Here is a 21,301-nt window from a genome sequence, read left to right on the forward strand (position 1 = left end):
TAATCTTTTTGGGAAAAGTAATAAACCAGGGGTTTCACTTGAAGATCACTGTAAAAGGAAGAAACAATTATTGGAGATACACTGTTTACAACTGGCTCCTTGAAATAAGAGATATACTTACACGAGAACTCTGCGATGAAATAGAAGTTCACATTGAAGATGGAAACACGGAAGACCCAGAAATATATATTGATGATGTATTCATTGGATCTGGTGTAGTAGGCGAAGAAGGATATTTAATAGAAGTAGTTAAAAGCGCGGCTGTTAGACTACGTAGAAGTAAGTGTATAGACATGGAAGACAATATTGCTGGTTAATCATAGTTTTTCCGATAAAAGCCTCTCTACTTCTTCAGAGAATTCCTCCTGGTAGACAATAATTAACTTGTCTCCTGGATTTATAGATATATTTCTAGCTAGAGGGTAAGCTATCCACCCTTCTCTTGTCTTTATTGCTAGTATGTGACCACCGTATTTTCTCAAATAGTGTTCAATATTGGATAATGGTATAGTTTTTGAAGCTGTTACCAATTTTATCTTCTCAGCTGTGCTCTCAAATACGTGTTTAAATAGCTCTCTGTATTCTTCGGGGTATTCTTCTTGTAGTTCTAGTATTCTACTTATCGATGCACTTGCATCTGCTATGTCTTCTAGTTCTTTTAGCATTGTGACGAGTCCAATAAACGTGTCTTGGTCTACTTCTTCTCTTAGTTCGCCGAGGATGTTTAGTGTTTCCATGTGTGCCCAGTCCATGTATACTTCTAGGTCTTCGACTTCATCCATTAATTCTCTATTGTGTTCCATTAAGACATAGTGTGCTAGGTCTAGCATTAATACAGTACAGTCTTTTATGTCGACGATGTTTTTTATGACTTGTTCTAGTTTTGGTATTTTCAAGTCTTTCATTTCGTATTCTAATCCTTTATCTCCGAGGAGTCTGAGAACTACTTCTTTAAAGCCTCTTACATATACCTCGCTGTTCTTTTTAACGATGTAATTGGGTTGTGGATTGAATAAATACTTGTTTTTCTCTACAACAAGGAGTACGTCAACAGGGTATGAATCTGTTAAATCAACTACTTTGAAATCTTTATCTGCTATAAACTTTCCTACTACTTCTCCCTCGGCGTAGAGTAGTACTTGATTATAGTCTATTCTCGGAGTATAACCAACTAGGAGAGAGTATACTATGTCTTTTACAGAGTCTGAAATACCATCCATTGCCGAGCCGTAATAAAATGAAAGAAGACTAGCATACGCCCCCTCTTGTGTTCGACCATATGCTAGAGAATTATGCATTATGTATTGAGCTATATACTCTGATATATGCTTGTCTAATTCAAGGATTTTCAGTGATAGCTCCTTGTCTTTATTGAAGAATGCGTAGAATGCCAGGTCTATAGCTATATTTGCATACTTCCAGATCTCCTCTAGAATAAATTTAACACTGAGTGGTTTATACTTCACCATTGATGGTTTAATGTGAAGCATTCTATGTATGTCGGGGGTTAACCGCGACAATATTGACTCCTCGTAAAATCTTTATTATCAAGGAGGGATTTAAGTCTAACTCCGGGTGATTATAGAAGGATGCAGTGATCTACCATGGGGATGAGAGCATTGCAAAGACAGTGAGGGATATTGGAAAGTGGTTGGTACCACTGGTTTCCCTGGGATTGGCCGAGATACTAGCTGGTATAACGCTTAGATTTAACGTGGATTTACTAGTTGTCTACCCAGTTCTATTAATTATTACACCTGGATTAATGGATTTGAGGGGCGATGTATATGGAGCTATGGGCTATAGACTCACTAAAGCTCTACACTTGGGTTTAGCTCAGCCCAAATACTGGTCTAGAGAAAACCTTGTAAACCTTGCTACTGGATATGTAGTTTCAATTATTGCTACATCAATACTCGCGTTAATAGGGCTTGTTTTATCACTTATAACAAAACTGAATTCGCCAGACCCTCTCTCACTATTGTTTCTAGCCTCTATTTCGACACTAATAGTATTTGTTTTTCTAACACCCCTTACTTTTTCATCGATAATATACTTGTATAAGACGGGTAGGGATCCATCTACTTTTGTTGCAGCTATAGTTACGGGTATTGGGGATTTTACAACCCCATTGGTTTTACTGAGTGTTGCATACTTTCACGAAGTATTTCCCTGGTACTTCAAACTAGTCTTCTTGTTTTTCACGTATTCTATGCTTATACCAATTACCCTGTTTGTCCACCGTAATGGGGGGTTGAAAGACTTATTAGAAAACCTGTCTTCATCTATTATAGCATCAACTGGAAGTAGTATTGGAGGCTTTATACTCGCTACTCGAGTAGCCTTGATAGAATCTAATCCTGAAATTCTCGGTGTGCTCCCTGCATTTAATGCTGTTATTGGTGCTGCAATGGGGTATCTTGGAAGCAAGCTCAATATAGACTTGCACATCGGTGTTGAAGAACCAACTAGTTCTTTCCGCGGTGACGCTATAAGTGGATTTATAGCTACTTATACATCGATTGCTACTGCGGGTATAATAGTAACTCTTATCTCGCCGATCGCATTGGTTAAAACAGCTTTATTTGTATTAACAATCACTCTGTCTGTACTAATAGTTTATACACTAGCATCTACTACGACATATATACTCACAGTTTTCTCTTATAGAGAAGGATGGGATCCAGACAACATTGTATTTCCAATTATGACTACTTTTGTAGACCTACTCGGACCCATCGTGGTATCAACACTAGGACTAGTACTCCTAGTATAGAGTGAAAGCTGTTTTGAGGAAAAAAAGTTGAATTGTTTCTTTAAGTCTTCTTCTCTATGAAAACCAGTGAAGTAAGCAAGACTATGGCTATTCCCACAACCACTATGATTATTGCTGAGTAGTCATATACTACTTCTCCACCAACGGCTCTCGGTGGAGTTGGAGTAGGTGGAGGCGGTGGTGTTGTAATCATTGTTGTAGAGAGTCCTGTTGAAGAACCAGTAGGCCAGGTTGCCACGGCCTCGTTTATTATTAGAGACCCGTTTATTAAACCCGTGTGTATTAGTACTTCTACACTAAACACTAATTCTCCTCCAGGCGGTATTGTTAGATTACTCCATTTAATAGTGTGTGTTGATGCATTGTATACACCTAGAGGCGTACTCGATAGATATGTCACTCTAGATGGTAGGTAGTCTACTAGCTCTACACCCGTGATCACTGTTAGTGTCGGATTAACTAGTCTTATTGTATATGTGAGTCTCACACCGGGCTGTGAGAGTGTAGGAGCTGACTTGTATACCTCGACATATGGGTTTACAAATAGTCTTACTGGGTGGAAGTCTGTGACGGGACCATATGGTTCTCCATTTACATCACTCCAATTAGCATATACATTGTTTATCACTATTACTCCATCATATTCTATTTCGCACACTCTTGCCTGGATAGTGATGATTATTGTTTCGCCTGGACCTAGTTCCTCAATAAGCCATGTAATCCTCCTTGTTTCATTATCGTATTGATACGTGTAATTCGATGAAACTAGTTTTATCCCGTATGGTAGGTAATCCCACACAGTGACATTGTATGCAGTACTTCCACCTGTATTTACCACGGTAATAGTGAACGATATTGTTTCATTTATATATCCACTTATGCTTCCTATTTTACCAAGTATTATTTGCGGCCTAGAATACACTCGTGTTACAATGGCGTCTCTAACTGGTCCATAACTCCTGCTATCTATATCACTCCACGTTACACTAGCATTGTTTACATAGTCTTCGTAGTCGCCTTCTACTACTACACTCATATTTACAGTTATCAATATAACATAGTATTCTCCAGGGTTTAGTCTACTCAGTTTAAATGTCACTGTGCTACCCGAGATAGAGAATGGTGTTGGAGTAGAAGTAACAAAGGTTACTTCTGGGGGTAGTTGGTCGACTACTGTTACATTATATGCAGGTGAACCACCAGCATTGTATACCGTGATAGTATAGGTGACTAGTTGATTTGGCAGAGTGGTTAAAGGCCCTGATTTCACTATTGTAAGTTGTGGATTAGAGAGTATTAATGTTGTAAACTCGTCACTGCGCGGACCATATAATTGCCCAGTATTATCGCGCCATGTAACCTCCGCTCTATTTAGTATGAGGGTTCCATTTGATACACTCTCGCGTACTCTGACGACTAGGTATAGGTATATCGTGGACCCGGGGCTTAGTGTTCCAATACTCCATTTTACCGTGTTATTGGTTATTACCGAGGCGGGTGTTGTAGAGACTACGTCTACTCTGTCTAGTTGTATATAGTCGTATACTGTTACATCGTATGCGGTTTCATTACCGTCATTTGTAATCTTGAGTATATATGTGATTAGACTACCTGGATAGCTAATACTTGTCCCGGTTTTCTCTATTACTAGTGATGGACCAGCTACGATCATCGTTGTGAAATTAGCTGTTGCAGTATTGGAGTTTTCACCCCATGCTATAGCATTGTTTACTACGGGTGTTCCTGGCGTTAGCTCTGGTGAAAACCTCACTGTTAGTGTGATTAATACGTATCCATTGATGCTTATTGTTCCAATATTCCACTTGACTGTATTGCCTACTATCTCGCTTGGTGCTGGATCGGCTGATATGTATTCAACGCCCCATGGTAGAGTGTCTTCTACGACTACATTGTCTACTACTACACTGCCTGTATTACTAACTACGATTAGGTAATTGTATACTCCGCCTGGATATGCCTCTATGGGGCCTGTTTTCAATAGTGATATTGTGGGTGTTGGTGGTGGCTGCTCTTGGATTGTATATGTAAAGTAGCCTTTGAAGTATCCTCCATAAGCACTTCCCATTTGTATGTTGTCTTGGTATATTGTTGCATGTGCCATTATGTATATTGTTTCATTTACACCAACTCCTCCATCTATGTCTGCTAGTGGTATTTTATAGAGGTCTGAAGTCACCATGTTTGGATATGGATATGTATTGCTATAGGGCCATAGCCCTGGCGCGCTCCACACCGGCTGTGTTTTTGAGAGGTAGAGGTGTGTTTGATACATTTTATATGTTGGATAGCTGTCCAAGTCTATTTCGAATAATACGTAGAGGTATTCATTGTCATTCCATACTTTGACGAAGCCTACTGGTATATTTGTACTACCCATGGCTAGTGGTACTATGTATGGTGCTTCAACCGTGTATGCTAATGGTGTTTCCTGGCTGGATCCATGTGTTTTTAGTTGTGTTGTATCTACTATTGGGGTTAGTGGTGTGAAGAGCGTTAGGAATAGTATTAAAAGTACGAGTATAGTCTTTAATTTATTCATTGTAACACCCATTTCAAATAGTTTAATATATTGTTTTGAGTTATTAAGTCTTCTGGTGTTTGAAATTAAAGTGAAGAGGGCTTTACTCACTGGTCTCATAGTGGTTGCTGTATTGCTGGTTGTATTTGTATTTATGGGTGTTATAGATCATAGTAATGTATCTCAGTCTCAGAGTAATACTACGCGTAGTGTACTGGTAATTGATGGTTTGAGTGTTATTGAGCCAAGTGATTTCTTCGTGGAGAATACGAGGGAATTGTTTTTAAAGGCTGGGTATTCTGTTGATGTTGTACGTGGAGAAAACGTTAGTGTTAACTACTTGCTTGGTATTGGCCGCTACGATATTATAGTATTGAGGCTTCACTCGTCGATTTCTATTGATGGAGAGCTCTTTTTGTTTACTGGGGAATTGTATAACGAATTTGATTATCTGGGTTTGCGTGTTTTAGGAGTGGTTGGTATTGGTGATCTCCGTGAGGAGGGTAAGAAGTTTTTTGCATTGAGTGCTCGTTTCTGGGTTGATAGAATTGGTGATAGACTGGCTAACTCTATTATTGTATTAATGGGTTGTGATGGAAGTAGAGATAGTGTATTCATCGATAAACTCGTGGAGAAAGGGGTGTTGGCGTATATTGCTTGGAACGGCCCTGTAACCATAGAGCATAGTGATACAGCAATTCTGCTATTTCTAAGAAAACTACTCTATGAGAACATAGACGTGTGTAGTGCAGTAGTAGAAACAATGGGGGAAGTCGGGGCCGACCCGTATTATGGTGGTAAACTAGAGTGTTTTACACGAGGGTAGTAGTGATCCTGGATTCCAACACTTTAATAAATCATGGATTTGTTAATAAGTTATATTATTAATACCGATCCTGGTTTACTTTAAACATGATCAATTGGTTGAGTTAATCGCGAATTAACTAAGACAGAGTAGAGTTAACCAGGAACCCCACTGTGAAGCCCCGATCTAATAAAGCCCCGTGGAAACATCAACGAGTGGGGCGCGGAACCAAAACACCATTATACAAATACAACAATAAATATAAAACAATACACAAATACAAACCAAGAAACAAATAAGCAATCAATAAAACGTAACACCCACCATTAAAACCCAAATCATGCATACAAAGACAATACATAGATAAAAAACAAAAAACCCACCAAGATCAACCCCAACTAGTAATACCAATAATCAACAATAACAATGTATAAATACACAAGACAGTATTAAATATTATTAATTAATAATACGATCCATTATGTGTAACACCTGTAGTGGAGTGGCCCCGGGCCCGGGGCTTATTATACATAGGTATATTGAAGCCTGGGCTCCATGATCGGTGATTAATGGTATTACCGTTATGGGATTGATTTATTCTTATATGTATTATTACTGTGTTATTTACTATATAATTAGACTAAAGTCGATTATAAAAATTGGTTTGATGCAGTGAAATTGACTGGTTTTCTTTATTGGTTTTAATGGAATGTTTTTGTTATTGGAAGCTATGTGACATTAACATGTATTACTGTTTATTGTTATTGTTTATTATCCATAATTAATTATTGTTTCCATATTGATTTCGGTTTTTACATTATGTATAGGGAAAATCGTTTTGTACAGGGATTTAACACTTAGAAGCGATAGATATATCAAGTTGTGTAGTAGAAGGGTATTGCGAGGTGTAAATTTGAAGTCTTCGTTGTTAATTCTCGTAGTCCTTGAATTATTGATTACCCTCTCTGTTGTTCTCTATTTCTATCAAGGAGGCCCTACACCATCAACTACTACAACTCTACATACAACCCAGACTACAACTATGCTTGTTTCTACTCCTCTTACTACGAGTACTCTATTTCAGCCGGTAATAACCGGTGTTGTTTCAGAAGGATTTGTATTCTTGGATGGAGAGTTGTATTGGAGGATTAGGATTTATGGTGAAGTCGATGTGAGAGAGCGTGTTAATATTAGTGGGGTTTATGATTGGTGGGTTGGCCGTAGTGATGAAGTACTTCCAAGTGGAGAATCTACAAGTATTTTCGAGCCACCCGACTACTCCACTATTGCAGAGACTTTTAGATACATCTCGGGCTCGACAATACGTGATGCCTATATACCCACTGAGTGGTTTGAAGAACCGTGTTTGGAGGGAGAATATAGAGTTGGAATTTGGCTACAGGGGCCATACGATAATAAAACAATACTCTTCAATAAAACCTTTGAATTCAAAATGTTATTTAATACTTCTATAACTCCGACAACATGGTCTTCTTGGAGTGAAAAACCTAGCAATCACTATTGTCAACACGGGAGACCTGCCCTTGATACTAAGAGGTAGTGATATTGGAATAGAACTCCCTGGAACAGGAAACATAATAGGATGGGTTTTAACACCATCAGACATTGTTGTAATGCCCGGGGAATCAAAGAGTATAATAGGCCAAATACAAATCCTAGACGACTACAAAGAATCCTTTAGAGGAAAAACAATACCATTAAACTTCATAGTCGACACCACTGGATCCTGTAAAACACATAGAGTCCAACTAGAAATTACACTCCCCACACAATGAGTAAAAACCTAGAGTGATAATGTCTCTCGATGTATACACTGAGCCCGTAGGGGTTGAATGCGGGGTTTTAATAATACTGGTTGCTACTGGTGGAACAGAGCACACAGCAATTGATACTATTAGAACCAGTAGTAGTCTTAGATACGTCTTACTAGTACACCATGAATCAGACAACTCACTCCCAGCTACACCGGGGGATAAACCCGTCCTAAAGTCGATACTTAGTGTTAGTGTTGTAGTTGTCATGCTTGGCCAGGCTGGAGGCAGAGTGAGTGCATTGATGAAAGCATATAGTGCTCTCAATAGAATAAGGGGTAACATAATCCTCGTTCTCGGTTCTCCACTACCATGGCTTGTATACCCCCCTGGAGTAGAAGACGTCGTGAGAGAAGTCTGGAGCAATATTTAAACACGTAGACCCCAAATCACTCTACAGTGAACTACCGAGTCGTGGAGACCCATTGATTGAAAAAGAGGTCTTTGAAACCTCTTCGAGGCTACTAGTATACAAGTCGATAACAATGGCCTCGTGGAATCCACGAGGACAACTATTGGATTAAAGAGACTCGTAGAGCGAGAAGGCGCTAGGGGTTTAACTATTAGGTGTTTTGATTTAATCAAGGACCAGGATGTAACTGGTTGCCTTGGTGTATCCAGGCTACTAGATAGTGGCATAGTAGCCGGTTGCGAGAGAGACATACCAGCAACGATTACAATGCTAATACTAAGCGAGCTAAGCGGGAAACCAACATGGATGGCAAACATAGTCAACGTGGGTGAAAACCAAGTTGAAATAGCACACTGTACAATAGCCACTACACCAACAACCAGCTATACACTAACAACACACTTTGAGAGCGAGAAGCCAACAGGTATAGCAGGGGTACTAGAAGAGGGAGTAGAAGTAACACTCGCAAAATACGATCCAAAGAAAAACCTACTAAGAACAACACGTGGCATCGTGAAAACAGGAAAACCAGTACACTCATACAGGTGTAGAAGACAGGCAACAATAGAAGTACCACGAGAATACACCAGGAGAATACTAGAAGACCCTATGGGTGCACATATAGTACTAGCAATTGGCGACTACTTGGAAGAACTAGAACAACTAGCAACACTAATAAACACTAAAACAGAAATATATAGATAAAACACATAACCATGTATTTTCAATTCTTTTCATGGTATTCTATTTTAAATCATTAGCATAGTATGATATTTTCCCTACTATACCCTCATTAGTATTTAATATTACACCTAAAAATTGAGAAAATAATGTAGAAATCACGATAAAAAAGAACATAGAATGAATAAATAGAGGAAAAGAGATGAGAGAAAGAAAAATGCTTTAAGTAGGTTAAAAACGTGCACCATCTAATAGAGCAACAGAACTACTTTTTTCCTGGACCGTTCTACAACACAGTTAGTAATACCAACTACAAGGTGAGGAAACACGATCTTCGCATTTTCCCACCTCAATCTATAATAAGTGAGAGAGGAGTTTGTGTGATCAAAGTGGGGTCGAATCGAGTATTACAATAACGCTGTTGATTTTTCAATGCCTTGGGCTTTGTATTATATTGTAACGACAATGCAGAAAACTAATTGTTCGCTCTAATAAAGCATTATAATTTTCCATAGTCTAATTAAGTAAATCCTGTAGAGTTTCATGGAAGCCCAATAGATTTCTCTACTAAGCTATTGATTTTTCAACTGGTAAATATTGCAAAAATTGTAACATGGTTGTTTATTAAAATTTATGGAAGTTAAAGATGTAATATATTGTTATTGACTCCAAAAGGTAAGTAGTATGGAGTTTATTGAGTCAATTATTGAATTTATTGGTGGGTTAATTGGTGGTATATCCCAAGATGATAAAAGAAAACTGGTTGAATTCATTGAGAAACATCCAATAATAGCTAAACTTGCATTGTATGGTATCCCCTTATTGATAGTTGTTTTTGTTCCATTAATTTTTGCTCTATTGTTTATCCAGGTGTACATGTCTCTATTGGAGTTATTTGTTAAATACCAGATCACATGTAAACAAGCCTTGGAAGTCTTTGGTATCATGTTCTGGTTTATACTTTCGTGGTATGTCTTCTTTGGAGGAATTTTCTATTACTATCTACGATTTATAGTTGCACCCCGATTATTAAGAGCAAAACCCCAAGAGAGCTAGAAATTCACGTGAACAAAGTGGTAAAGAGAAATGGTCTAATACCGAGCTGCTGGATTACCTAATAGAAGTAGTTTTTCTGTGGAGTTTACTCACGGCTGGTAAGACTAGCCTCAAAGATTAAAGTAAGAGACGTGAGTCTGCTACTCTCCAACTCGCTATACCATATATATGTGCCTTGATTACACCCCCATATAATAGATACTTAGGAAAGTGAAATGTGATGTTAGGTGGAATCAATTTGGGGGAAAGATTGGTTAGTAGATAGGTTTAAGAAGATATATAAACAAGAGGGTTTTTAGAAAACTATGGGAATTTTAGGCGGAATGAAGTGGGTGCGAATTTGCATGCCGGCGATAATATCTTCTAAAGCACATTCCTATAGAAACAAATTTTATATAAATATAGACAAATTGAGAGAGATCGAGTCCCATATAGCTGAAGATATGAGTGTAGAAGTCTATTTAGTCGAGGTTAGAGACGAGCAGAACAGGCTGGTTAAGAGATTCAAGCCATTTGAAAAACTCCAATTGGAAACAAGATATCGCCGGTATCGTACTCGACTGATACTCTGTCTAAAGCTAGATGCAGAAAAGGCTTCAAGATTAAATTTAGAAGAGGGATACAAACTGGTATTAATTATCACTAAATACGATGAAACACCCCTCATACCCTCCAGTGTTAGAGCAGTATACTACAAGTTACCTGGGATTCTTGAGCACTTGGAGAAAGCCGGCGTGAAACTATCTCTAATCCTGGAGCAATCAGCGCTCAACAAAGCACTAAGCTATTTATGGGATGCATGGTTTAGACTAGAGGAAAACGACGTTGAGGGTGCTAGAACGGCGACACGAAAAACTCTCGAAGTGCTAGAGAACTTCTTGAATAAATATAGAATAGATGTCGAGAAACTAGAGGAAACCAAGGACTTCCAGGATAAAATGGAGAAGTTAATTAGCGATATCAAAAGCTTTCTACACTATGGTGGCCCGCATCCTGGTCCAACACCACGAGTAACCACCGAACTAGTCTTTAACCTAGTACTCCAGATATTGGCATATCTAGCAAAGTGCGTGGAGATGGGGGCTGTTCACCAAAATGAAGGAGGACAAGTAGGACAAAATAGAAATCAGGTAGAAATAAATCCAGAGACCACGAAACCACATTAGCAGAGCAACTAACCTCAATTACAACACGAGTGTATAAACCACGTGTTCGCCGATCAAGGCTAAAATATCTTCTTATTTTTCCACTACTCCTCTTTGTGGTGAAAAGGCGTGAATATATAATAGTAGAATCATACAGTGATATTTCATTGATAAGTAATGCTGTGTCCTATTGGAGTTTCACTGAGGATCTTTAATAAGAAATTTTAAAGAGATATGGGAGAAAAACCAATGGTGGCATAAGTGTTTCGTTTAGTTGAAAGATTTCACTATAGTTATCACCGTCACTTCTATGTTATTGAGGGTAGAAACTTGTTCATATATCAAACTATGCAAAAACATTGAGAGAAATGTGAGAGGAATATGTTTACTACTTGATTAAACCGGCTATAGTTGTAATTTTATACACGATTATAGAATCATAAAAATTAGGACCTCTAGGCCAAGGAGTAAAAGAATGCGTAAATTGAATAATGATGAAGTTGAGATTATGGATTAAGCAACTTTTTTACCCTTCATATAATTTCTCGCCTTTGGATGCGATCACATCTCTTGGTATTTTGAAAGTACCTCTATGAGCTTTTAAAGTTGTTACTACTGGGTTCCTTAGGATATATATTACTGGGTTGATTGGAATATTTGCTACCACGGCAAGTATGTATTGGTCACCTTCGTCTAAAGCCTTAGCAGTCTCTGTCTCAGTCAATTCTACGTCGCTAAGAATGCTTCTACCTTTAACTTCAACGCAGTATTCCTTATCTTTCACTACTCTCAAGTCGCAGCCCTCTCTGGGAATATCGTATACTTGGAATCCATTTTTCTTCAATACTCTTTTAACATAGGCTATTGCAAAATTCTTGACGAATTCGTTTCTTATACTTTCCTCTATAACTGAAAGATCATCGTCAATAACTCCAAAACACTTAAAAAATTCTCTCCACTTGTCTACTTCGGGGTCTAATTCTAAGTACGCATTAGATAGGAAGGGACCGATTTCAAAGCCTTCGTCTTTTAGTTTTCCCTTCCATTCAGACCAGTTTACCGACGGTTTATATTCTTGGGGGAAGAATATGTTGGTAGAGTACATTATACCGCTAGTAGTCAAGACCTTTAAACCTCTATAGCGTCGATCACTTTTTACACATAGTTGCTCGTTAAAGGCTTGTTTATCAGCCTCCCACGCATACCTCAGTATAAGAGTATATAGATATAATTTTTTGGCGTTTACTTCCTCGTCAATGAGTTTCGACAACTCTATTCCAAGGCCGTATGGAAATAGAATAAGATACGAGTTTTTAATTATTTCCCCTTTAGTTTTTAATGTGTTAATTACATGTTTGAGTAATGGTATAACCTCGCGTATTTCTTCCTCATTCGACTCTTTCAATCTACGCAATATGCTGCCTATTAGATCAACAGCTATATGCGCGAACTTTACATCAGGAGAGTATAGTTTTACTATATCTACACAACTTTCAAACCATCTCAGCCACCTCTCTCTATCTCCATCAATACTTACGTAGCTATCAAGGTCTAACACGGGGAGCCCAAGTTTTTCTAGTAGTATATCCTCTACTGGTAGCCATACTTTGTGAGATCGTTCTAAAAACCCATTCTTAGTTAAAACCCAAATATTATTATCGCGTTTATTACATAATTCCTCACGTTTCCTCAGTAATGCTGTTAAATACAATGCTTCCTCTCTAGAAGGGGGTTGTTGATCTGTTAGTTTTGGTGATACCACGTCTTTGTAGAATCTATCGAAATTGGTTTCTTTAACACCAAAGAGCCTTAAAACATCTCTACCTACCTTCTCTTCGAGTTCTGGATGAATAAATCTATACATGCTTCTTAGTAGTCTTCCAGCCTCGGGGTATTTGGATGTCAATTCGATAACATCTCGTGGTAGTGTCTTAAAGTATGTCTCGTGTGCTAGAACGATATTATAGTTTTCATCAATTGTATATATTGTAGGTAGTGGTCGTTGCATAGAACTATACAATTCGACTATGGACGTATATAGTTTAGCTAGGAAGTCTACGACTTTACCTTCTTTGATTTTCTTTCTAATTAACTCTATATTATTCAATTTCTCCAAAGTTAACTCTCTTACACTTCTTTCTCCAAGCTTTATATCTGGAGCTATAAATCTAAGACCTTTCTCTTTAAATAATAATTCTAAGTCTGATTCGTCTACAAGGCCCTCTTGGTAGAACTTATATGTCTCATGGACGGGTTTCACGGCTCTTGATAAGGGTATTAATTCACCCAGTAGACTTGGTATAAGAGGATCTTTTAATTTAGTACGCAGACGTGGTATTATTATCGGCTTTATCAACTTTTCGTGTAGACCATCATACCTCTCTTCTATTTTACGTAAATCGCTTTCTGAGAATAGTCCTAGGTAGTGGTCTCCATAACTGTGTTTAATGAAGTAGTCTATCGCTTTCTCAAGTAGTTCTGCTACGCACTCCATGATCCACTTGTTCCACCTTGCTTCATAGTCTATGGCTTCTCGACCGGGTTGGGTTATAAGATCTGCTTGTATAAGGAAGTTGAACTCCGTAGTCTCCTCTGGTACAGGCAGGAATGAATATAACCCAGTGAAAACTCCCGAATACTAGAAAAACTAGGAATAGACCACATAGTTAAAAAATACAAACTACCATTCTAATACATAGCTAAAACTAGAGAAAACATAGTAAACACCCTACACCTAATTATTTTTTAATCAATAAACTTAGAGTGAAAAGACTTATGTCACACCACATATCGGGTACTCTTAATACTTTGATTTAACAAATACAATTCAGTCTCTCACATCAATACATCTATACCTAGAGGTTTCTCCCAGGATGACACTTAAAAACAGGCCTTTCAGTATTGTGGATAATAATCTTTAATCATGTGAGATGTGGTATTATGCATTTGTCTGTAGAGGAAGTAGAGGTATTGGTTAGAGAGTTTCGAAAACTCGCTGAGAAACATCCATGGCTTGCAAAAATAGTGGTTAAACTAATCCCAGTAGTAATTCCAGGGATAACTCTTGCAATAGTATTCATGGTTCTCGCTATCGTGTTTTTCCAGATATACCTACCTCTATTGGAGTTATTTGTCAAACACGAGGTAAGCATTGAGCTAGCTAGGAGAGTCTTCTGGTTTTTACTGTCTAAGTTTATAATTGCTGGCTCAATCCTCCTCACAATACTACTCTTCTACACATGGTGCACAGTAAAAATACTCCAAAAACTAAGAGGGCGGGAATAGTCTGTTTTCAAGAGGGTATATCTTGGTTTTTATTGGTTTAGTTTTCTAACTCAAGAATTGTGTTTTAATATTTTTAAATAAGGCTTGTAAATCTCAAATGTGTATTTTTACATGGTGGTATATGTGGCTAGGTATAAGGTAATAGTGGATTGCTCTGCATGTATAGCTTGTAGTGCAGCTCCTGCGGCTTGTAGTGCTTTCAATTCTTTTTATTGTATTCTACTATTATTTCTTTGACTGGTAGTAGTGGTTGTTCAAATACCTTTCAATTCTTTTTATTGTATTCTGTATATGACACGACTACCTCAGCTTCCTCACGAATACCTTTCAATTCTTTTTATTGTATTCCGCGCTTCCTCCTGAGCTCCTCTTCCTGCCTTCTTCTCTCCTCTTCTTTCAATTCTTTTTATTGTATTCCCTATACTAGGTGCTATGGCTTGAAGGATGGATTGCTAAGACTTTCAATTCTTTTTATTGTATTCAAGACAGCTCGGTGTTGATGACTGGGTGTTTGAGCTTCCGCCCACTTTCAATTCTTTTTATTGTATTCGGTGGAGTAGAATGGTTGACTCTGAGAAGCTTGGAGCTATAGTTGCTTTCAATTCTTTTTATTGTATTCCTCCTAGCTATGGCTGGTGCAGCCCTGGTATTCACAGCGTATCTTTCAATTCTTTTTATTGTATTCGTTTATTTGCTTCGAGCTCTGGTGGTATAATGCCGTGGAGTCTTTCAATTCTTTTTATTGTATTCTTGATTATTTTCCATGGGTCTTACCCAAGTAATACTAATGTGAAACTTTCAATTCTTTTTATTGTATTCCAATAATTCTAGTATTACCTCTTCAAAGCTTTCTTTAACCCACTCTTTCAATTCTTTTTATTGTATTCTATTTGTGATCTTTGATTTGGGTTTTTTAATGTTGTATTCGTGGTCTGTTTTATTATATTGTGGGGTTGGGTTTATATGTTTTTCTTCATGGTGATCATGAGGGGTTGATCAAAACTGTTCATGACTAGTGATCATGGTGGTTCCCTGGGAAGTAGGGAATTTTGAGTTTTTGATCAATACACTTGCATATGGAATAATACACTGTTAAGGGATCTGAACCGTTCATAATTCCAGTGCGTCTACACTGTGGAAACGGTTTTCCCTGGGGATTAGGGAATGTTTTTTGTTTTTATTGTGTGTATTGTATTAGTTGGTTTTGGGATTGTTGTTGACTAGGGTGTTTGGTGTGAAAGCGATTGATCCGGTTTGTGGAATGAGTGTTGATACAGAGAGAGCTAAGTATAAGACTGTGTATAAGGGTAGAATATACTACTTCTGTAGTAAGTGGTGTCTCGAAGAGTTCGAGAAGAATCCCGAATACTACCTTCAAAGCGGCCCGAGAGGTATGCCTTCTCATAGTATGTAGTGGTTTATAAGTTGTAAATAACATATTTATTAATAAATATCCAGAGGTATTTTTCTATTGATTAAACAAGAGAAACTAAGAGTTATCGGCGTAGACTGTCCAACCTGTGTATACGTAATAAAGAGGAATGTATTGAAGCTTGGTGGAGTAGTGGGGTTTGACTTAGATGCCTCTACTGGCGAAGCAATTGTCGAATATGATGATTCAAAGACTACATTGAGAGACATATACCTGGCTATAAGAGACGCTGGATACGATGTTGAAAAGAAGACAGTAAATATCTATTTATACATTGAGCCAGAAGAATATCCTCTACTAGAAAATAGAATACTAAGAACAAACGGAGTACTTGATTTTGGATATAATCCAGTAAACCATGTAGCCAAGATTACATATAATCCACGTGTAACTACAAGTAACACTGTTTTAAGAGAACTTAGTAATCTAGGTGTAAAATACAGTGAAGCCGGAGAGTTAGTGCACAAAAAGAGAGAAATGGGAGTATTCTATAGGAGAATAGCGTCTTTCACCATTGGTATCGTAGCCCTAGTACTCGGTATGAGTAGTATGCTATTCAATGTAACACTGGGTTATACACTACTAGTCCTCGCATTACTAGTAATAATCTTGTCTCATGATATACTGGTAAGAGGGTTTAAATCACTCCTGTATCTTAGACCTACAATGGAATCACTGATAACACTGTCATCTATATCTACGTTTACTATTGGATTAATTCTATTTGTAATTGGACACCATGAGCACAATACCGGATCTCTATTTGAAGCGTCAGCTGGAGTACTGGGTTTTGTCAGTCTTGGTTTATTCCTCGAAGAGAGGTTGAGATACAGGGCACTCTCACATCTAAGTGACTTAGAAAAGGCACTACATGGTAAGATACGAGTCATTAGAAACAATGAGGTTGTTGAAATAGGTGTTGAAGAGGCATCTATTGGAGACATCGTTGAAGTAAAAGCTGGAGATAAAATACTCGTAGATGGAGTTGTAATTGAGGGTTGGGGATACGTTGACGAATCAATGTTTACTGGTGAGCCAGAACCAGTGTTTAAAACAGCTGAGAACAGAGACTTCGTCCTAGCTGGTTCCATACTGGTCTCGGGATACTTGAGGATTAGGGCTACGAGAGTTAGAGATGAAACAGTTCTCTCAAATATACTTGAATCAGCTAGAACAGCTGTTTTCTACAAACCCGGGTTTCAGAGAGTGGCAGACCGCGTGATAGGTTTCCTCACGTGGATTGTAGTAGCAATAGCAATAATGACTTTTACAGCTTGGTATCTAGTTACAAGAGACCTTGTATTATCAATTACAATAATGGCTTCAGTACTGGCAATTACGTGTCCATGTCCACTTGGAATAGCAATACCACTAGCAGTTTCTATAGGAGTAATAAAAGCATCGAAAAACCAGGTTTTAATCAGAAGAGGTGATTTATTCGAGAGGATGATGAAAGCAAACGCGTTGATACTCGATAAAACAGGTACTTTAACACTGGGTAAACCAGTAGTATCTGACTTTGTGGTCTATGGAAATAATACTCGTAGCCGTGTACTAGAGTTAACTTGTAGTGTGGAATCTCGTAGTGAACACCCACTTGCAAGAGCAATCGAAGAGTATTGCAGAGAAAACAATATTGTAGTAGAAGACCCCGAGTATTATGAACACATCCCTGGACTAGGAGTTATTGGTAGAGTAAACGGGTTTGAAGTAGTAATTGGAAGTTTAAACCTATTTGAAAACATGGAGTTCAAAATACCAGTTGAAGTAGTCGATGTAGTGAGAAAGATTGGTGAGCACGGTGGAACACCTGTATTAGTAGGTGTTAATGGAGAAGTAGTAGGCGTCTTTGAAATAAGAGATAAACTACGTGGAGAGGCGCTCAGTGTAATAGAATACTTCAGGCAAAACAATCTACGCACTGGGGTTTTAAGTGGAGATATAGAGGCAAGTGTTGAATACGTAAAGAAATCGCTCAACCTTGACTTCGCCTATGCATCATTAAAACCCGTGGATAAAGCAAGGATTATTAGAGAACTCCAGTCAAAGGGTTTATTACCAATCTATGTAGGAGACGGTGTAAACGATGCAATTGCTATAAACACTGCCTTCATCGGTATAGCCATGGGTAGAGCACCAGATATCTCCAGGGAAGCAGGAGACGCAGTACTACTAAACAACAATCTCGAGTCACTTAAAAACCTGTATTGTCTAAGTAGGAGAGTCGTGAAAACAGCTAAAATAAACTTGTTCTGGGCATTTATATACAATGCAACACTGATACCAGTAGCGGCTGGAATACTCTACCCATATACGGGCTTGATACTTGGACCAGAACTAGCAGCACTAGCAATGATACTAAGCGATATATCAGTTGTATTGAATTCAACACGTATATTAGTAAGTAGAGAATGCAGGTAAATCACACAGTGTGAACTAGTATGGAATTGAAAAACCAATCAATGTTCAAACACGGGCTTATTAATTGCTGAGTATGACCAGAGCAAACACATAGCGACTAGAGTAGACCCCAAAGCATATTGGAGATAATATAACTACCTCTGAGAATAGCAATTACAGGGTTTTGAAGTAATGATTTGCACTGAAATACTCAGATCCTTTAATGGATTTATAACTGAGGTTTTAGAGAAAAAGGGGAGAATTCGAGAAGAACACACGATTGAATACTATGTTAAATACAATGGTTTCTCTTCGAGACTACTTGCTATTAAAGTGTTTGAAGGTAGACCTCCATATTATAGAAAATGGATTGAGGTATACTCGGTTGTGTCTAAGCTGAATCTTGGGGGTAGGGAATTTGCATTTACTGGTTCAATACTGGAGAAGGAGCTGGTGAATTGTTTATCAAAGCATATATTTCCTGGGTCTACATTTTTTTGAATACACATATGATTTTGAAACTTGGAAAGCACTAGAACTAGGTGTACCGCCTCATCTAACTAGACTTGGATTTATGTTCCTCGAAAACGGGTTTACCTGGTTTAAAGACTGGTATTATGCAGAGGGATTTATGGAGGGTAATCCCAAACTCCAAGTTGAAAAACCCATTAGTGAAGACACTAAATCAAAGCACTTAGAAGAATTGTGTCGTGAGACAATTGAGTTTGTAGAAAAAACTAGGAAGCATGGTGATTCTCTATATCGTGAAATCATAGATAGAGCTATTCAAAGAGCTGAATACATATATAGATCTCTATGTAAAAAACCTAGCAATTATTAAATACGAGTTTTTTCTCTAATTCTCTCTATTAATACTCTAGCTCTTTCAACATCTAATGGATTTCCTGCTCTTCCATTCTTTTTTATAGTAGAGCCTACTATGACTCCATCAGCGTGTTTTACTACTTGGTCTATGTTTTCCAGTGTTACCCCGCTACCCACTAGTACTGGTATTGGAGAGTGTTTTTTAACCAGCTTTACGAGTTCTATTGGTGGTGGTTCGCCTGTTTTCAACCCTGTTGTTATAAGGGCGTCTGCTCCCCCTCTATACACGTATTCCTCGATTAAGTCTCGTAGATAGTCTTCTATACTCCCCTTTGACGCGCCTGGTAGCGTGGACTCTATGAATCCGAGTACTGTGCGGAGGCTAGTAGCGTGTTTTACAAGTATATCAGCGTATACTTTGACTCCGGGGTGGTTTAATCTAATATCTCTCAGTCTGGGTGCTTCTGGCTCTATTAACCCGGAGTCTGAGATAATTGTTTCAACCAGGGCGTTTACTCTTATAAAATGTGCACCCGTAGCAACAGCTATAGAGTATGCTTCCAGCCCGGAATTCCTTAGTAGGTTTACTCCTACTCTGCAATTCACTGATTTAACTACTTCTCTAACAACAACACTCATAAATGATAGTGTAAGGGGGTCTGATACCCGTTTCTCGAATGGTGCGTCTCCATAGTTTTCCACTATAACACCATCATAGCCTAGACTACAGAGTATAGAGGCCTCTCTAACAGCGTTTTCAATGATTTCTCCAGGGTCTATTGTGCTTGGAGTAGTAGTTCTAGGCAGCCTGGGAAGGTGGATTACACCAATAACCTCTATACTCCCAGCCAGTAGAAACCACCCTTTAAACCAAGATGTATTTATAAACTTGGAGTTGATATAATTAATCAAGGGCAATTAATGTTCAAAGCCAAGCTGTTAGAAAACGAGGCATTTGAACTCTTATCTAAATACTCAATACCATACCCGCCATACGGACTGGCAAAAACACCAGAAGAAGCAGGAGAAATAGCTGAGAAAATAGGTTTCCCAGTAGTACTCAAAATAGTGTCACCTGATATAAGCCACAAGACAGACGTGGGAGGAGTAATTCTAGGAGTAAAATCAAGAGAAGAAGCAGTCGAGGGATTTAAAACAATAATTAAAAACATTGAGAGAAAAGTACCTGGAGCAAGAGTAACAGGAATACTAGTACAGAAAATGGTGAAACCCGGAGTAGAAGTAATAATTGGTGGAAAACGAGACTTGACATTTGGAGTAATAGTAATGCTGGGTCTTGGAGGAGTATTTACAGAGGTATTTAAAGACGTGACTTTTAGAATAGCTCCTCTCACACGTGAAGACGTCTATGAAATGCTAAACGAGTTGAAGAGTGCTCCATTGCTCCGTGGTTATAGAGGACTGCCACCAGTAGATATTGAAGCACTAGTAGACGTAGTATTAAAGTTTTCAAAACTACTAGAAGAAAACCCGGAGATAGAGTCAGCTGATTTAAATCCTGTTTTCGCCTATTCTAACGGCGTACTAGTAGTAGACGCAAGATTTATACTTAGGGGTGAGGAATTAAAAATATAGGGTGTGAGAGTTGAAGAGAGACAGCGAGATATTAAAAAACACTGTTTTACAAGTAGCAGAATTAATGGTTTTATCAGCTAAAACAGCACCTAAAGCACGAGGAGTAGACAATGTAGTATCAGCTATTCTATTAGAACCCGAAGAACTAGAAAAACTAGCAAGAAAAATGGAGGAGCTAGCACCAATACATGGAGACTTCTTCAGGAGAGATGCAGACAATGTAAGAAAAAGCGATGTTGTTGTATTAATTGGCTGTAAAATAGTTGGTTTTGGATTGAAGAAACCAGAGGGAAATCAATTAGACCCAGACTACGTTAACTCAATAGTGAATCTAGGTATAGCTATAGGTTCAGCTGTAAAAACAGCTTCTATACACAACGTAGACAACCGTGTAATGTACTCAATTGGAGTAGCAGCCAAAGAACTCGGATTACTCGATGCAGACATAATATATGGAATACCATTATCAGCACGATCTAAAAACATATATTTTGATAGAACCTGGCCGCCAAAGTAG

At 38.2% G+C, this 21,301-nt stretch carries 18 protein-coding genes, 1 pseudogene and 1 CRISPR repeat array; of the genes and pseudogenes, 15 read left to right on the top strand and 4 right to left on the bottom strand.

The genetic code is table 11. The features are described 5' to 3' along the window. Positions 1 to 38 precede the first annotated feature (38 nt). A complete protein-coding gene (locus ACZ5YP_RS05845) occupies positions 39 to 317 on the top strand; it encodes a hypothetical protein (RefSeq protein ID WP_464834817.1) in 279 nt (92 codons plus the stop codon). Here the strand turns inward: ACZ5YP_RS05845 and ACZ5YP_RS05850 are convergent, their stop codons facing one another. After that, positions 318 to 1,520, bottom strand: coding sequence for a potassium channel family protein (locus tag ACZ5YP_RS05850; RefSeq protein WP_464834818.1), 1,203 nt, complete (start codon positions 1,518 to 1,520; stop codon positions 318 to 320). It abuts the gene before it with no gap. Positions 1,521 to 1,594: 74 nt separating this feature from the next. Between ACZ5YP_RS05850 and ACZ5YP_RS05855 the strand changes: the two genes are divergently transcribed. Continuing rightward, positions 1,595 to 2,776, top strand: coding sequence for a magnesium transporter (locus tag ACZ5YP_RS05855; protein ID WP_464834819.1), 1,182 nt, complete (start codon positions 1,595 to 1,597; stop codon positions 2,774 to 2,776). Between the two features lie 40 nt (positions 2,777 to 2,816). On the opposite strand, the gene ACZ5YP_RS05860 is transcribed toward ACZ5YP_RS05855, so the two are convergent. Further along, positions 2,817 to 5,336: a hypothetical protein gene (locus ACZ5YP_RS05860; protein ID WP_464834820.1), complete on the bottom strand. Its 2,520-nt coding sequence runs from the start codon at positions 5,334 to 5,336 to the stop codon at positions 2,817 to 2,819. 70 nt (positions 5,337 to 5,406) lie between these two features. Here ACZ5YP_RS05860 and ACZ5YP_RS05865 point away from each other — a divergent pair, with 70 nt between their 5' ends. From ACZ5YP_RS05865 to ACZ5YP_RS05895, 7 genes are all read left to right on the top strand, one after another. Beyond that, positions 5,407 to 6,141: a hypothetical protein gene (locus ACZ5YP_RS05865; protein WP_464834821.1), complete on the top strand. Its 735-nt coding sequence runs from the start codon at positions 5,407 to 5,409 to the stop codon at positions 6,139 to 6,141. 892 nt (positions 6,142 to 7,033) lie between these two features. Beyond that, positions 7,034 to 7,681, top strand: coding sequence for a hypothetical protein (locus tag ACZ5YP_RS05870; RefSeq protein ID WP_464834822.1), 648 nt, complete (start codon positions 7,034 to 7,036; stop codon positions 7,679 to 7,681). Further along, positions 7,665 to 7,916, top strand: a complete 252-nt coding sequence (locus ACZ5YP_RS05875; protein WP_464834823.1) for a hypothetical protein — start codon at positions 7,665 to 7,667, stop codon at positions 7,914 to 7,916. Before ACZ5YP_RS05870 ends, ACZ5YP_RS05875 begins: the two co-directional genes overlap by 17 nt. A gap of 19 nt (positions 7,917 to 7,935) precedes the next feature. Beyond that, positions 7,936 to 8,325, top strand: a complete 390-nt coding sequence (locus ACZ5YP_RS05880) for a hypothetical protein (RefSeq protein ID WP_464834824.1) — start codon at positions 7,936 to 7,938, stop codon at positions 8,323 to 8,325. Positions 8,326 to 8,445: 120 nt separating this feature from the next. After that, positions 8,446 to 9,069, top strand: a complete 624-nt coding sequence (locus tag ACZ5YP_RS05885) for a hypothetical protein (protein WP_464834825.1) — start codon at positions 8,446 to 8,448, stop codon at positions 9,067 to 9,069. 660 nt (positions 9,070 to 9,729) lie between these two features. After that, complete coding sequence (locus tag ACZ5YP_RS05890) at positions 9,730 to 10,101, top strand: hypothetical protein (protein ID WP_464834826.1); 372 nt, start codon at positions 9,730 to 9,732, stop codon at positions 10,099 to 10,101. Positions 10,102 to 10,544: 443 nt separating this feature from the next. Beyond that, positions 10,545 to 11,267, top strand: a complete 723-nt coding sequence (locus tag ACZ5YP_RS05895) for a hypothetical protein (RefSeq protein ID WP_464834827.1) — start codon at positions 10,545 to 10,547, stop codon at positions 11,265 to 11,267. Between the two features lie 505 nt (positions 11,268 to 11,772). On the opposite strand, the gene ACZ5YP_RS05900 is transcribed toward ACZ5YP_RS05895, so the two are convergent. Further along, on the bottom strand, positions 11,773 to 13,740 hold the full coding sequence (locus tag ACZ5YP_RS05900; RefSeq protein ID WP_464834828.1) for a protein NO VEIN domain-containing protein: 1,968 nt from the start codon (positions 13,738 to 13,740) through the stop codon (positions 11,773 to 11,775). 446 nt (positions 13,741 to 14,186) lie between these two features. Between ACZ5YP_RS05900 and ACZ5YP_RS05905 the strand changes: the two genes are divergently transcribed. From ACZ5YP_RS05905 to ACZ5YP_RS05920, 4 genes and pseudogenes are all read left to right on the top strand, one after another. Next, positions 14,187 to 14,531, top strand: coding sequence for a hypothetical protein (locus ACZ5YP_RS05905; RefSeq protein WP_464834829.1), 345 nt, complete (start codon positions 14,187 to 14,189; stop codon positions 14,529 to 14,531). 196 nt (positions 14,532 to 14,727) lie between these two features. Then, positions 14,728 to 15,418: direct repeats of the CRISPR family, unit length 24 nt; unit sequence CTTTCAATTCTTTTTATTGTATTC. A 374-nt stretch (positions 15,419 to 15,792) separates the two neighbouring features. Continuing rightward, positions 15,793 to 15,945, top strand: a complete 153-nt coding sequence (locus ACZ5YP_RS05910) for a YHS domain-containing protein (RefSeq protein ID WP_464835968.1) — start codon at positions 15,793 to 15,795, stop codon at positions 15,943 to 15,945. A gap of 57 nt (positions 15,946 to 16,002) precedes the next feature. Further along, the gene (locus ACZ5YP_RS05915; protein WP_464834830.1) at positions 16,003 to 18,384 is read left to right on the top strand and encodes a heavy metal translocating P-type ATPase; all 2,382 of its coding nucleotides are present in this window, start codon (positions 16,003 to 16,005) and stop codon (positions 18,382 to 18,384) included. A gap of 171 nt (positions 18,385 to 18,555) precedes the next feature. Continuing rightward, a pseudogene (locus tag ACZ5YP_RS05920) lies at positions 18,556 to 19,204 on the top strand (DUF1122 family protein). Here ACZ5YP_RS05920 and ACZ5YP_RS05925 read toward each other — a convergent pair. Next, on the bottom strand, positions 19,201 to 20,106 hold the full coding sequence (locus ACZ5YP_RS05925; RefSeq protein WP_464834831.1) for a BtpA/SgcQ family protein: 906 nt from the start codon (positions 20,104 to 20,106) through the stop codon (positions 19,201 to 19,203). The pseudogene ACZ5YP_RS05920 and the gene ACZ5YP_RS05925 overlap by 4 nt on opposite strands. A 3-nt stretch (positions 20,107 to 20,109) precedes the next feature. On the opposite strand from ACZ5YP_RS05925, the gene ACZ5YP_RS05930 reads away from it, so the two are divergent. After that, complete coding sequence (locus tag ACZ5YP_RS05930) at positions 20,110 to 20,784, top strand: acetate--CoA ligase family protein (RefSeq protein WP_464834832.1); 675 nt, start codon at positions 20,110 to 20,112, stop codon at positions 20,782 to 20,784. A gap of 10 nt (positions 20,785 to 20,794) precedes the next feature. Beyond that, the gene (locus ACZ5YP_RS05935) at positions 20,795 to 21,301 is read left to right on the top strand and encodes a ferredoxin domain-containing protein (RefSeq protein WP_464834833.1); all 507 of its coding nucleotides are present in this window, start codon (positions 20,795 to 20,797) and stop codon (positions 21,299 to 21,301) included.

Source organism: Sulfophobococcus zilligii, assembly GCF_055398255.1.

Bases quoted from the DNA above. Each gene is read 5' to 3' on its own strand.
- ACZ5YP_RS05860 (WP_464834820.1), bottom strand. From the start codon at position 5,336: ATGAATAAATTAAAGACTATACTCGTACTTTTAATACTATTCCTAACG.
- ACZ5YP_RS05930 (WP_464834832.1), top strand. From the start codon at position 20,110: ATGTTCAAAGCCAAGCTGTTAGAAAACGAGGCATTTGAACTCTTATCT.
- ACZ5YP_RS05910 (WP_464835968.1), top strand. From the start codon at position 15,793: ATGAGTGTTGATACAGAGAGAGCTAAGTATAAGACTGTGTATAAGGGT.
- ACZ5YP_RS05890 (WP_464834826.1), top strand. From the start codon at position 9,730: ATGGAGTTTATTGAGTCAATTATTGAATTTATTGGTGGGTTAATTGGT.
- ACZ5YP_RS05880 (WP_464834824.1), top strand. From the start codon at position 7,936: ATGTCTCTCGATGTATACACTGAGCCCGTAGGGGTTGAATGCGGGGTT.
- ACZ5YP_RS05900 (WP_464834828.1), bottom strand. From the start codon at position 13,740: ATGGAGTGCGTAGCAGAACTACTTGAGAAAGCGATAGACTACTTCATT.
- ACZ5YP_RS05895 (WP_464834827.1), top strand. From the start codon at position 10,545: ATGAGTGTAGAAGTCTATTTAGTCGAGGTTAGAGACGAGCAGAACAGG.
- ACZ5YP_RS05905 (WP_464834829.1), top strand. From the start codon at position 14,187: ATGCATTTGTCTGTAGAGGAAGTAGAGGTATTGGTTAGAGAGTTTCGA.